The organism is Stenomitos rutilans (genome assembly GCF_059505485.1).
Genome location: NZ_JCACKR010000164.1, coordinates 1 through 13406, shown reverse-complemented (window position 1 = coordinate 13406; position 13406 = coordinate 1). Strand labels below are relative to the sequence as shown.

10 protein-coding genes are annotated in these 13406 nt (G+C 43.5%); 5 read left to right on the top strand and 5 right to left on the bottom strand.

All coding sequences use genetic code 11. The features are described from left to right. Window positions 1–1215 precede the first annotated feature (1215 nt). From AC5JLP_RS33430 to AC5JLP_RS33415, 4 genes are all read left to right on the top strand, one after another. Entirely contained in the window at window positions 1216–1731 is a 516-nt protein-coding gene (locus AC5JLP_RS33430) for a COP23 domain-containing protein (protein ID WP_496072198.1), read from the top strand. Between the two features lie 190 nt (window positions 1732–1921). After that, window positions 1922–3250 (top strand): protein kinase domain-containing protein, encoded by a 1329-nt coding sequence (locus tag AC5JLP_RS33425; protein WP_496072197.1) that lies wholly within the window; start codon window positions 1922–1924, stop codon window positions 3248–3250. A 14-nt stretch (window positions 3251–3264) separates the two neighbouring features. Next, window positions 3265–4866 carry a phosphate/phosphite/phosphonate ABC transporter substrate-binding protein gene (locus tag AC5JLP_RS33420; RefSeq protein ID WP_496072196.1) on the top strand — a complete coding sequence of 534 codons (1602 nt, stop codon included), beginning with the start codon at window positions 3265–3267 and terminating at the stop codon, window positions 4864–4866. Between the two features lie 4 nt (window positions 4867–4870). Then, the gene (locus AC5JLP_RS33415) at window positions 4871–6610 is read left to right on the top strand and encodes a hypothetical protein (protein ID WP_496072195.1); all 1740 of its coding nucleotides are present in this window, start codon (window positions 4871–4873) and stop codon (window positions 6608–6610) included. A gap of 106 nt (window positions 6611–6716) precedes the next feature. On the opposite strand, the gene AC5JLP_RS33410 is transcribed toward AC5JLP_RS33415, so the two are convergent. The 5 genes from AC5JLP_RS33410 to AC5JLP_RS33390 form a co-directional block, all read right to left on the bottom strand. Next, the gene (locus AC5JLP_RS33410) at window positions 6717–7619 is read right to left on the bottom strand and encodes a hypothetical protein (RefSeq protein ID WP_496072194.1); all 903 of its coding nucleotides are present in this window, start codon (window positions 7617–7619) and stop codon (window positions 6717–6719) included. Between the two features lie 47 nt (window positions 7620–7666). Beyond that, window positions 7667–8590 carry a hypothetical protein gene (locus AC5JLP_RS33405; protein ID WP_496072193.1) on the bottom strand — a complete coding sequence of 308 codons (924 nt, stop codon included), beginning with the start codon at window positions 8588–8590 and terminating at the stop codon, window positions 7667–7669. Window positions 8591–8648: 58 nt separating this feature from the next. Beyond that, a complete protein-coding gene (locus AC5JLP_RS33400; RefSeq protein WP_496072192.1) occupies window positions 8649–9647 on the bottom strand; it encodes a hypothetical protein in 999 nt (332 codons plus the stop codon). Window positions 9648–9704: 57 nt separating this feature from the next. Further along, on the bottom strand, window positions 9705–10595 hold the full coding sequence (locus tag AC5JLP_RS33395; RefSeq protein ID WP_496072191.1) for a hypothetical protein: 891 nt from the start codon (window positions 10593–10595) through the stop codon (window positions 9705–9707). A gap of 622 nt (window positions 10596–11217) precedes the next feature. Further along, window positions 11218–11968, bottom strand: a protein-coding gene (locus AC5JLP_RS33390) for an IS1 family transposase (protein WP_496072190.1) whose coding sequence is annotated in 2 segments (ribosomal slippage) — window positions 11218–11697 and window positions 11699–11968 — 750 coding nt in all. Because the reading frame shifts where the segments join, the coding sequence is not laid out codon by codon here. Between the two features lie 398 nt (window positions 11969–12366). On the opposite strand from AC5JLP_RS33390, the gene AC5JLP_RS33385 reads away from it, so the two are divergent. After that, window positions 12367–13392, top strand: a complete 1026-nt coding sequence (locus AC5JLP_RS33385; RefSeq protein ID WP_496072189.1) for a DUF4158 domain-containing protein — start codon at window positions 12367–12369, stop codon at window positions 13390–13392. Window positions 13393–13406 lie beyond the last annotated feature (14 nt).

The window sequence follows — 13406 nt, the reverse complement described above, 5'->3', positions numbered from 1 at the left end:
TTCAGGTTTCTCCCCCTTTGGCAACCCCTTGTTGAGACTGGTGCAAGATCTCAGTCAACCTTTATAAGATTTAGCCAAAGCACTTGCTATAAATAAAGCTCATATTTGAGTGCATATACTTATCCATAGATTAAAACTACTACACCTATCAAGAACTTTTTATGAAGATTGACTCATAGGTATTCTACTCCTGCTAAATGATGCGACTCTGAGAGGCAAAGTTGCCTCGCCAGTGTTGGCAGCACCGTGTCAAGAAGTACACGAGTATGTTCAGTTCAAATATGGCTCGATCAACAACCAAGCTGTCTTAGGCAGGTGAAGAATCTCAAATCCGACACTTAATAAATAAAGTCCGGATTGTGTTTATCCACTGCGTAAAGATATTTGGGTGACCTACTGACTATTACAGCTTAGATGCTGGAGAAGAGTTAACACATCCGTTGCAAGTGGGTGTATGGCAGAGCGATGCCTCACACTTTACGGTTCGACTACGATCAACCTTATTTTTCGGATCTATACCTCCAAACCTCAAAGATCAGAAAGTTGATCAGAGGAGACTTAAAACTCATTTTTCCATCTGAAAGCAAAAACTAAAGAAACTATTCACAAATTCTTCGCTCGGTAGTTTTTCACGGCGCAATGTACCAACCGCGTACACTACTGAATCTTTCAAGAACTTGAGTTCAGCTCTTTATACAGCTATCTCAGGTCATCAAATGCGTTGATACAGCTATAAGCCACATAAAGGACTCGACAATGATGAGCAAAAAATCTCTGCTGGCATTTCTAAGTATCTCTGGGCTACTATGCCTCAATACAATGTCGATCGACGCAGCGGAAACTACACCCCCCGCTAGTTCAGCACCAGTCGTTGCAACTACACCGCCTGCCCCTACTGCTAGTCCAGCATCAGCCGTTCCATCTAAACCAACATCGTCAGCACCTGAGAAACTTCCTTCTGCTTTTGACAGGTTCTCTGAGAGTGGGAAAGAAGCTGCACGCCAGCAGAGAGCGAAAAATAAAGCTGGTTATGCAGTAACAGCTCCAAGGGTGGTAGGAAACCAAATTATCGCTGGATCGAGGACAAACTTACAAACTGGTACTTCTGGAGCAGATCAGACTTGGCCTAATCCCCCAACCCCCCCTGTTCCCCCAACCCCCCCTGTTCCCCATAACCCCACAACTGTGGGAAACCAGGGTACAGGGGGACCAACTGTGATTGCCTCGGTTGGTAATACATCTCCAATATTGATTGCTTCAGTAGGGAGAGTAGCACCAAGCAGCACTCCTAAGATGGACAGATTAGTCAAAAAGCTCGAACTTGAGCAAGTGGAGTCGCTGCTCTGTAATGATGATGCAAAGGCTACAGTGATCAAGACAAAAGCACAGGGTGAATTAGAAGCGATCCTCTGGAAGTCTGATGTATTCTCACCAACGTATTCAGCTCAAGTTCGCTGCAAGCAAGTATCTGCAAGGTTCGCAGAGTATAACAAGCTTTTAAAGGCGGGTAAGGCTCTTTATCTGACGCATGGCGTATTGAACGGTCAGCCCGTAATCTGCGTGACAACTCAGAAAGATGGGGCATGTGGAGCAGGTATTGCAAAATTTGATGGTTTGCTCTTTACCCTTGCTCCTGTTCAACGGGCTGAGGCTCCAAAGACGGTCGAAAAGTTGGTTGCTTTTTTTGAGGCGGCAAAATCTCAAAAGACGCAGGAACCTTTAGAACAATAGGCAATTGGCTGCAGCAATTTACCTTAAGAGTTGGCAGTTCTCTAGCAGTCAGTGGTTGTTGGTCGGTCTCCGTAAATGACCAACAACCGTCAGATTTTTAGTTGTGTCAATGGACTGAGATTTGCTCTATTTCTCTTCATCAGTAAGAGTTTACGACTGCGGGCAGGAGAAACTTTGCAGGAATAAGGCGATGGATCAACTTCTGACGACAGGGCAAGTTATCACTACTGAAGCTTCTAATCTTCCTTGCACTATCTATGAGCTCTTAGGTAGTGGAGGGCAGGGCGAAGTTTACCGTGCGACGTTGAAAAACACTACGGTGGCTCTGAAATGGTACTACCCCGCTTATTTAAAAGAGGATGTCTCTCTTCGCCAACGCCTGGAAAAGGCAGTTGCCTCTGGACCTCCTACCGATAGGTTTTTGTGGCCACTCAGTATTGTGTCAGATAGCAAGCTAGAGGGATTTGGCTATGTTATGTATATTCGAGAGCCTCAGTACAAGGGCATTATTGATCTCGTCAAAAGACGGATAGATCCAAGCTTTAGAGCCTTAGTAACAGCTGCTTTAGGACTAGTAGACAGTTTCTTTCAACTTCATGCTAAAGGTTTGTGCTACTGCGACATCTCATTTGGCAACGTCTTCTTTGCTCCAGATACCGGCGATATTTTAATTTGTGACAACGACAATGTAGCGCCGAATGGTGGAGCACATGGTGCCATTTTAGGAACAGCTGGATTCATGGCTCCAGAGATTGTTCTAGGTAAAGCAGCACCTAGTAAACAGAGCGATTTGTATTCTCTGGCAGTGCTCCTATTCTATATGTTCATGGTGCATCATCCTTTAGAGGGCAAGAAAGAGGCAGAAATTCGGTGCTTGGATATGCCAGCCAGAAAGAAGCTCTATGGGGCTGAACCTGTATTTATATTCAACCCTGACGATGAATCAAACCGTCCAGTTCCTGGTATTCATGACAATGCAATCGCTTGCTGGGAAATATATCCTCTGTTCCTCCGCGATCTCTTTACTAAAGCCTTTACCGAAGGCTTAATAGACCCAGAGAACGGTCGCATCACAGAGGGCATTTGGCGACCTGCAATGGTGCGGCTACGTGACTCGCTTCTTTATTGTTCTCACTGTAGTAGTGAAAATTTTTATGATGCGGATGCCTTGAAAGCTTCAGGTGGAAAGCCAGCCATATGCTGGTCTTGTAGCGCAGAAGTGTCACCCCCTGCACGCATCCGAATTGGTAGAAACATCATCATGCTGAATTATGATACAAAGCTGTTTCCCCATCACGTTGACGACAGTAAACTATATGACTTCTCCAAGCCAGTTGCAGAAATAGCCCAGTCTCCTAATGATTCAAACAGTTGGGGATTAACAAATCTCTCCAGTACAAACTGGGTGAGCACAACTTTAGAGGGAACCGTTAAAGAAATTGAGCCAGGGCAGTCAGCAACGCTCATGGCTGGATTGAAAATTAATTTTGGGAAGTCCGAAGGTGAGATCAGGTTGTAACCAGGTAATTTAGAATGGATAACGCAGCAAGGCAGCAGCTACAAACATTTATCCAACAGCAAGGACACACAGTTTGCAACGATTTATCTCGTTGTAGAGCAATTCTCAAAGACTACTGCGGTCAATATCAGTCTGAGTTAAAAGCATTAGTTAACGCTTTGAATGAGGGTATACCAGCAGACTTGGTATCTTCCCAAACCTCTGCTCCTCCAGAAGTTTTGGTTGGTCGCCTTGCCAAGCGTTTGTGCGATGACTTAGGTATGCGTGAGGAAGTTGCTCGCTGGGCAGTAGAAAGTTGGGCGATCGCCTTGGAAGTAATTCCTGAATCAAAAGTTTCCGCCAAAGCAGATGCCGCTAGGAATGCAGATTTGGAACATTTAAAGAAGAACTCTGATTCTCTGCTAATGAATAGGAGTAAGTTCACAGGGACTGTAAAAAAAGTTCCGATGAAAGCTTGGGTTGCTGTGGGAGCAGGAGTTGCTGCATTAGGAATCCTAAGCTACTTTCTGATGTCTAAAACATCATCCCGTCCTGTATTTGGTGATGGTTCATTGACGTTGGGTGTACTAGTTACAAGAGGTAATCCCGAAGAGAATTATGTTGGACTTGCAAACTACTTAAAGGCGGAATTAAGCAGCAAACTGGGTAGCTCTGTTCAGATTGAGATTAGCGGAGTCAAAGCTGGTGAAAACAATTCGTTGAGGCAAGCAGCAGAGCAGATTAAGTCCAAAAAATGGGATGTGGCTTTTACTGTTAGCCCGTTACTCTCAGTTGCAGCGATCGATAATCAATACTCGTTTGCTGCTCGCATGTTTCCAGATTCAAAATATCTTGAGGCAGCAATCTTTGTTGTTCAAGACAGCCCCATTCAAAGCATTAATGATTTAACTCCTGATAAAACAATCGCTTTAGGGGAAGTCGGTAATCCCATTAGTTTTTACATGCCTGTCTATGATCTTTATGGTAAAATGCTGCGAATCGACAAAGATAATTCATCTAAGCAAGCTATTGAGAAGGTAAAATCAGGGCAAGCAGATGCAGGAGTTGGCATCCATGCGCTTTTACAGAGGCAATTTCCAGAACTTCGAATTATTAGCCGCAGCCGTGCCTTGCCGCTGGCTGGTGTATATCTTTCTCCAAACCTGACTCAACAAGAAGAATCTTTAGTCAAAGCTGCCTTGTTAAAAGCACCAGCAGAAATGCAGAAAGGGACAGCTTACGGAGCAGGTGAAAAAATTGACTACACCAATTTTATTGGTATCACTAAACGAGTAGACGAAATTTTGGGTTGTGCCGATTGGCAGCAGAACCCTGTCAAGCTGTATTGCGGTCAAGCGCCAGGAGTTCGTAATTCATCTACAAATGGAATTGTGGGAAAGGTGAATGGTTACAAAGCTGTTGATGCAGAAACTATACAGTTGACCCTGCAAGGGAAAGATGGTCAAGTTTATCAAGTCATTCTTCCTCAAAGTGTTTTGAAACAACTATCTAACGTTGCTTCGCTTCCTGATTTGAACTTTAAAACAGTTGAGATTACAGGCGTTCAGCCTACTACATCAGGTGGATCGCAGGAATTACAAATTATTAATTCAAAGCAAATAAAGGTTCTTCAATAAACCCATGTCACTTAAAACAGACAAAATTAATCAACGCATTCAGGATATCCAGCAGTTCGCAGCGGTAAGATCTGAGCGTTCTTCAGTTTTCTCAGCAGTTTACAATGAACTGGAAAAAACTTCTGAACTACTAAATGAAGGAAAATTAGTCTTACATATTGTCAGCGAAGATCCGACATTAGCAGTGGCATTACAAAACCTTTACAAAGCGCACAAAACTCTGCCAGATTTATATAAGTTTCAAATCACAGCGTTGCCCAGTAAACCTCAAATCGGTGAGTTTGATGTCCTATGTATAGTAGTTGATGCTGGGCAAATTTTGCCTGACACTATCAAGCGTGTATTGGAGAAAGCTAGCCAGATTCCGATGCTGAAGCTATTGATGGTTATAGATATGCTCAGTTCCGATCCAGATAATCAACGTCGGGTCCAAACAGCAATCTCTGAAGTTGACTCCTGGTTGAGCAACCAAAATCCAATTGCTCCCCATGAAATCACTGCACTGCTTCTATTGCCATTTTATCCAGATAGTCTAAGAGAGAAAGTTGAGGTTAACTTTCAAAAAGACTTGGATAAGTTTTGTCTATCTCTAGAGGTGCTAGTTAAGGGCAAAGTAGAAGATATTTTAATCAAGCAAGCTACCGCTCAGTTATTGGCTCAACTTGCTCAAATTAAGACGGTCTTTAACCAGGAGGAAGCAGAGCTAAAAGTGAGACTGCAAGAGGAAGAGCGAAAGTTACAAGGTACTGGAGGGATCGGGGGACTAAAAAAAGATATTGAAAAAGCCTTTAAAAAAGCGGACATGGACCGGGCAGATTTTTTTAAACGAGCTAAGGAAAAGTCCTCGTCGATAAAGAGAATTCTGTCGAATGAGAGCGACACACGTAGTTTGAAGTATGAAATTAAACAACTAGCAGATGATCTGAGAGTAGATTCTAAAAATAAAGGTAAATATACGACTGTTTCTCTACAACTACCTGATGGAAGAAGTTGCCATGAGATGCTCATTAGCCACTGCCGAAACTCACTCAGTGAGTTTGCTAATGATACATGGAAAAGGTTGTGTAATTCTTCGAATGAAGGTGGGATGGTGAATTTGGCACAGCGAATGTCTCAGACACTAAGTATTGTCCCATCTCTTTACTTACCTAAACCTCTGTTTCAACCAGACCAGACCTTCGATATTCAAAGATATTTTCAGTCAACTTCTAAAACCGAGTTTGATTGGAAAAGCCGATACAAAAGAGAATCGTTTGGCAGTTTCCTCATTAAAGAGATTAGAAGTAATATCATGATAGCAACTAGCTTTTTCATGCTGTTTGCAGGCACTGCAACTGTTCTTACTTCTTCTTCTGTGGATAAAACTCCTCCTACAGGTATTTTTGACCTTAAGATAGCAAAAGCAGGTTTGACTGCTTTTATTCTCCCGTTTATTGTAGGCATTACATATAGCACTTATCGTCAGAATGTTTCTGAGAAGCAGGAAGATGCCTCTGAAAAACTAAGAAGTATAGGTTGTAAGCATTACCAAGCTATTGCAATAGATTATGTTGACAATGTCGTAGATTTTACCAACAAAAAGTTGGATGCTGAGGAACAAAAAATTCGAGATATTCTTGAAGAAGCTAGGGAGAAGTTCATAACCTATACAGGTGAAGCAGAAAACCGCATCATTAACTATAAAGCTCAGTTATCTAACCTAAACACCGAAAAAACAAAGCTTGATAGTTTTGAGCGATTATAATTCTTGATATTCGCCCAATAAAAACTGACCAATTAATGTTTTTACTTGGTTTTACGTCCCAATAGTATAGGTAGAAGCTTGTTAGTTTTCATCTATACTGTTGTTTCTATCCAATCCGAGATAGGAGTTCTTTTGCCTCGTTAAAAACACCAACAGCAGTATTCAAACCTTTGTTTGCAGTATCCGCACCAGTTTCAAAGAGTTCTAATGCACGAACTGCTGTTTCGACTGTCCGATCTACCGTATCACCGACAGTAGACATAGTATTTTGAACTTCATCCGCGCCTGATATTAGATCACTGACTTGAGAGTCCTGCAACTGTTTAGCTTGAGATAATGACTCTGTAGCTGAGCTTTCAGTGGTATTACTTAATTGCTCCATTCTGTCGGACAACTGCTGAACAAGAGTAGTGATTCTGCTCGCAAACTCTGTTGTCCTTGCTGTAACCTGAGGGATGCATTCAGAAGTAATGTAGCTCTGCAGTTCCTCCGAACGTTGTTCGATCGCGGTTTTGTGCTCCTGAATTTCAGATATGAAATCGCTTTGTACGAAGGAAATGGTTTCTGTGCAAGCTTGCTCAAGTTCTGTTTCTACTGCGTCAGTCTGGTCTTTTAATGCTATTAATGCATCCTCAACTGTCTGCCATGCTATTTCTTGCTCAGGTACAAGCGTTTCCACAGTATCATTCAAAGCGGTGATACTTGCTTTAGATTCATCCACTTCTTGAGTTATCTCATTTTTAAAAGTTTCCAACTTCGTCTTTAGATCAGTCAATGCTTGCTTGACTTGCGAGCCTTCAGCATCTAATTCATCTTTAGCAGTGTTAACTTGCTCCAACAAAGCTTGCGTTTTGTCGCTAAACGCACTCCAGTCGGTTTCAACTTGGTCAGATATACTAGTTAAGTGCTCCCGTAGCTCTTTAATGGTGTTTTGAGCTTGCTCTGCCTCATTCAGCACTTGTGTCAACTTGGTCGCTGCTTCAACTGCAACAATCTTAAAGTCTGACATTATCCTTCTCCCAATATGGTTACTGATTTTGCTAGTGATTCTTAGACTTAAACAATTTTGCTGAGCGATACTTCTGCATTCTGAACTAAATCTCTGACTTCATCAATCATTGGTTCGAGTTGATCAATGGCTTCTCGCATAACTGTGCGACCGCTTGCCATTTTGTCTTTATTCCCTGAAAGTTTGTCATCTAAACCTAAAACAACTTCAACCAGTTCATTCACTCCTTGCTCAACGATCTCACGTAGTTGAGTACTGATTTTGTCTTCTACTTCGCCTAGTAAGCTGTCTACTTCTTGGCTTACAGTCTGATTACCTACATTCGTTAATGTATTTGTGAACTCAGTTCGCAGGTTCGTGAATTCATTCACCATATCAAGAACTTTGCTAACAACTTCTTGCTTTGCTCCATCCATTTGTGTAGTCATTTGCAGCAATTGCTGCTCTACCTCAGTCTTAGCACTGGCTAGTTCGCCTCGTAGTTCATCTGCCTGGCCACTGGCTTCAGCTAAAGTACTTGTCAGCTGCCCCTGATGAGCTTTTAACTTCTCCTGAACTTCTAACAATGCAGATTGCGTCACATCCTTAGCTGATTCAACAGAATCTTTGCCTTCCTCCAGTTTGCTCTTAAGCTGCACAACTTTCCCTTGAGCGGTTGATATTTCTTGCAATAATTCTCCTTTAGTAGTAGAGATATAATTCTCTAGCTCTTGAAAAGCATTTTCAACTTCTTCCAGCTCTACTTCCATCTGGCTCTGCTGCTCTGCTGCTTCCGATTGCAGCTCATTGAGAGCAGTTTGAAGTTGTTCTAAAAGTGTCTCTGCTTCTGCCTGCTTCTCCGTAATTGTATTATTTAGCTGTTCAACTTCACTTTGCCCCTGATTCAATTCCTGAATCAATGTTTGAACCTTTGCAGGAACAAGTTCTGCTGACTGAGATAGCATTTGCACTGCTTCTGCCACTTCGCTCATAGCTAACACCTAAGATTTTGTAGGAATGTGGAACTAAAATAATGCTAATGCTTAAGGTCTAACCGAGAAGACCTAAAACTGTATTTGCCATTTCAAGCTGAACCTTGACAGCAGCTAGCGCAACCAGAATCGGAATTGGAGCAGTCATAGCTGCAGTAATTTCTGTTCCCAATGAAACGACTGTGACGTTTTCAAAAACTTCCATTGCTATCGCTTCTAGATATTCTTGTATTGCTCTTTCGAATGCATCTTCCAGCTTCTGCTTAACTGTATTTTCGCAATCTGAAGCGCAATGTTGAATGATTTCAGAACTGCAGTCTTTGAGATGCTCTCCTAATTGCTCAATTTGGGAGTTGAAGCTATCGTAGGTTGCAGATAGACCACCATCTAAATTTTCAAACCCACCTATCAGCGCAACTTTCTGCTCTTGAGCAAGCTCATTACTGAAATCGTTGAAGGCATCCCCTACAGTAGTGGTTAAATTTCCATTTAACTCATCAACAAAATCCTTAAACTCATCGTTTACTTGAATTTGAAATTCCGTTGTGTTTTTCTGAGTATCATTTGCTATTTCAACAAATTCATTGAAGGAGCTTTTTGTCGTATCTTTTGAACTGGTTAGAGCTTGTTGTAACTCATCAAGGGTTATTTTGACCTCGACAAAAAGCTGTTTAACTTCAACAATCTCTTCATTGAATTCAGTACGAGCAGTAGCCACTTCAGTTTCGAACGTATTTTGAGATCCGTCTAGCTCTCGAAAAGCTTCGTCTACTTTTGTCTGAGATTCAGTAAGAGATTGCTGAAGCGCGTCCAACTTAGCAACGACCTCTGTCTCTACCCCCCCTAGTTCACCTTCTGCGCCGCTCAGAGCCTGCTTTAATCCTTCAGCACTAGTCTCAAAAGTTGCAACACCTTGAGTCAGTGCTTCATTTTCAGAAGTAATTTCAGAGCTGGTTTCATCAAGTTGGTTGCATGCAAGGTCAATCAGGCTTAGAAGTTGATTAAGCTTTTGTGTTGCCTCTTCAAGATTCTGACCGAAATCTGCAAGTTCTGCCATATCAATTTTCCTGGGCTTAAGAATTTATTAGGAGCTGTGCGAGATCGTTATAAGCTTTTAGAAACTGTTGACTGCTTCTAAGATTGGTTTCATCTGTTCAAGCAGATCTAAAATTTGATCAACATCCCCCAGGACGTCGTTAAACTTTCCAGTGAGGTCTCCTACTTTACCTAAACCGCTTTCACGAATAAATGACATTGCTCTGTTTAATTCACTAGCGGCATTACTCAGCTCACCAGGAAATGTTGAAATAAACTGATTTTCTAAAGCTTGAATTGCCCCATCTGAACTAATATCAACCGTCGCTTCAAGTTCAGAAAGTTTGCTGTCGCCTTCCTCCATTAGTTCATTAAAATCATTCATAAGCGCTGTCAATTTTGCAACAACAAGATCTTGGTGGAAGGTGTCAAGTTGACTAATGAGAGTTGATTGATTGGTGTTGAACTCACTTTTTGTCGCATCAATTAAGCTGTGAAGTTCTTGTACTTCTTGCCCAGCCGTTTGTCCACAATTCTCAATTTCTGTTGTTAAATCTTGAGATTTCTGAGAGGTTTCATTCAGTTCAGTCTCAGTAACATCTGCTTCCTGTCCAATCTCTGCTAGAGCCTGATCTAAATCAGACTTGAGTTCGTCCAACTGCGTTTTCATTTCGTTGGCGATAGCTTCAGATTGGCTTTCTAACTGGTCAATTTTGTCCTTTAGGGTGTTTAGTCCTTCTTTAGCAGACTGCACCTCGCCAATTAGATTTTGTTCTATTTCCGCTAATTTATTGACTAGTGCGTCAAAACTTGCTTGAACTTCTTGCCCAGTAGCAACAGTAGTCTGCGAAAGAGTTTCGACAGAATTACTCATTTGGCTAATGGTTTCCAGAGTATGATCTGCCGATGTGGAGAGCACCTGAGCTCTCTGGGCATTCTGATCAACTAATGCCTCTATATTGTCTGCCATATTATTTATTGCGAACAAATTTTACACTAAGTCTGCTCTGATGTGCACCTTACTAAAAAGCATGACTAGATCTCTAAACCCTTATTCCAAGCAATTTGTGCTGCTCAGGACTATTTAGGTGCTAATTAGCGGTGTTGAGAGCAAAAGCCTAAAGTGGGAGGGTAAACGCATACGTTTCTTTACAATTTGAGAGAGAGTAGCTACTTTAGACAAAAGCCTGAATAGGTAGTAGGCATCCAAAGCAGCCTTGAGTCGCTTGAGTGGGTGCCGCCTTTGGTGGACTTTTCCTAAGCCAATAAGTTGACGGCTAGATGCCGCATGAGGGGATCGAAGTAGTAACAGATGGTGGGGTTGTTTGCATAACCCCCCGAAAAGGTTTATTCCACTTTGAGATGCGTGAGTCTTATTGTGATTCTCAGCAAGCTAATAGCCGTCAAAATGCTCTTATGTCGAGACTTCTGGCAATTTTCTGCCCCCTCACCTGCCTGTACGGTGCTCACTGCGTCAGGGCTCTTCCCACCCAGGACTGTCTCAGAAAGCATACCTTTCAAGACGTAGCGATCGCTGTGTCTCAATTCATGTCTCAAATAACCGGTAATGTTCTAGACATGTGGATCGAGGGTTAGATGGATAATCCAAACTCAAATCGATTGATGAACAGTCCAATGACCACATCATGTAACCAGATGGACTTGGAGAAGCAGATGGTTTTGCGAGCCAGCCGTTTTATTCGGGTACGTAAGGTGAGATGCTTTCGCTCAATTGTCTGAGTATTGGCTTTACCTACAGTGTGAAAAGCAGGATGGAGCAATCGTTGATAAGCTCCCCAATCATCTGTGTAAAACTGGGTGATGCCAAAGGGTTCTAACAGAGCTTTGAGTTGCACAAATGCTGTGTCTTTATGGTCTGACAACACATATGCCAATACTTCCCCTGTGTGGTGGTTGATAGCATGCCACAGCCAACGCTGTTGCCCTTTGGATTGAACAAAGCTCCACATCTCGTCGACTTCAGCTTCAACCTCCTGCCACTGACACAACTCGACTATCGTCTGAGTCGGGTCAATTTCGACTAAACGAGCTTCATTCATCGCACTCAAGTGGCGATGTTTTTTTTAACGACTCAATGACGGTAGTTGGGCTAATGTTGAGCACTCGTGCAGTATCGCGTATTCCACTACCATTGAGTGCCATTTCCACAATCTGTTGTTTGACTTCTGGCAGATAGCCTCGGTAGGTATAACTGCGAATAAAGGTGCTGCGCTGGCAATCCTGATTGCGACATCTGTAGCGAGGTTTCCCGGCACCAGAGCGACCGTGCCTCACGATATCCGTGCTACTACAATCTGGACAAAGAACCGGCTCCAAAACCATAGCTCAATTCAGGGGTATGACACCGTTCCTGGCAATTAGGTACCACATCGCCTGAAAAGCGCGACTGGCAAAGGTCCCAGGATGTGATCTCCCCTATTTTTGTCCAAACAGGTGAGCAAAAATCACTGCGACCGAGTTTAGAAAGCGATTAATTGATAACTTCTACTCATCTTCTGTTTGGCCAGCAATCATTGCTGGTACAGCAGAAGTGCCACGGCAAGATCGGACTTCTGAGGCATTCAAACTCACGAGATTACGTTTGTAGTACGGATCTTTGAGGGTCGCACAGTCCAGAACTAGTCCACCTCCCTTGTAGTATGGTTTTTCCGCCTTTAGTAGAACTTATCAATGGTTGTCTGCTACCCTCCAACTTGCTTGCAAGGATGTGAGGAAAGGACATGCCCAGTAGCCAAGAGACCGCCTATCCCCGGTTGAAAAGCAGCTTAAGTGCCAAAGAGTTAGCTGCTATCTATACACCCAGCCCAGATGAGTTGATGTTGTCGGGGCGAGTCACCAAAAGCCCGGTATCACGGTTGGGATTTCTGGTACTCCTGAAGACGTTTCAGCGTTTGGGATATGCCGTCCCTGTGGCGGATGTGCCTGTTACCATCACTCGGCACATTGCAATGGCTGCTGGATTGAAATCCCGTCCCGATGCTTGGTCTGCCTATGATGCTTCGACTAGCCGCAAGCGGCATCTGACCATCATTCGACAATATTTGAATCTGCAAGGTTTTGGTCAGACAGCCCGCCAACTGATGAACGAAGTCATGGCGGATGCAGCACGGACTAAACACGACCTGGTGGACTTAATCAATGTGGCAATCGAGGAATTAGTTCGTCAACGCTTTGAGCTACCTGCCTTCAGCACCCTGCTGAAAGCCTCTCGTCAAGCTCGCAATGAGGTGACTCAGGCACTGTATCAGCAAGTGGTGGGCAGCCTCACGCAAGAGGAGAGCAGGCAAGTTAATCAGTTATTTGAAGCGGAGGCAGCCACCCATACCACCCCCTGGCAGCAACTCAAACAAGACTCCGGTAGACCCACCCTCACTCATTTACAGGTGTTGATTGATCGCCTCAAGTGGTTAGCTTCCTTACGCCTGGGGAAAGCTGCGCTCCAGCCGATCCCCGATAGTAAGCTGCGACATTTTGCGGCGGAGGCCCAGACCCTGGACGCCAGTGAGATGAAAGCACTACCAATGGCCAAACGCTATACCCTTGCGATCACCCTCCTTAATCAACAGTACGCTCGCGTCCTGGATGATCTCGCAGAGATGTTTATCAAGCAGCTCCAACAACTGCACCATCGTAGTAAAGCAGCTCTGGCACAATACCGCGTGGAGCAGCAGTCAAACACAGACGGACTGATCGCCACCTTGCGCGATTTGGTAGTGCGTCAAAGAATGGTGGGTCGAGTAAAGTAGGGAGACCGCTACTT

Bases quoted from the DNA above. Each gene is read 5' to 3' on its own strand.
- AC5JLP_RS33410 (WP_496072194.1), bottom strand. From the start codon at position 7,619: ATGTCAGACTTTAAGATTGTTGCAGTTGAAGCAGCGACCAAGTTGACA.
- AC5JLP_RS33385 (WP_496072189.1), top strand. From the start codon at position 12,367: ATGCCCAGTAGCCAAGAGACCGCCTATCCCCGGTTGAAAAGCAGCTTA.
- AC5JLP_RS33400 (WP_496072192.1), bottom strand. From the start codon at position 9,647: ATGGCAGAACTTGCAGATTTCGGTCAGAATCTTGAAGAGGCAACACAA.
- AC5JLP_RS33425 (WP_496072197.1), top strand. From the start codon at position 1,922: ATGGATCAACTTCTGACGACAGGGCAAGTTATCACTACTGAAGCTTCT.
- AC5JLP_RS33395 (WP_496072191.1), bottom strand. From the start codon at position 10,595: ATGGCAGACAATATAGAGGCATTAGTTGATCAGAATGCCCAGAGAGCT.
- AC5JLP_RS33415 (WP_496072195.1), top strand. From the start codon at position 4,871: ATGTCACTTAAAACAGACAAAATTAATCAACGCATTCAGGATATCCAG.
- AC5JLP_RS33420 (WP_496072196.1), top strand. From the start codon at position 3,265: ATGGATAACGCAGCAAGGCAGCAGCTACAAACATTTATCCAACAGCAA.
- AC5JLP_RS33405 (WP_496072193.1), bottom strand. From the start codon at position 8,590: ATGAGCGAAGTGGCAGAAGCAGTGCAAATGCTATCTCAGTCAGCAGAA.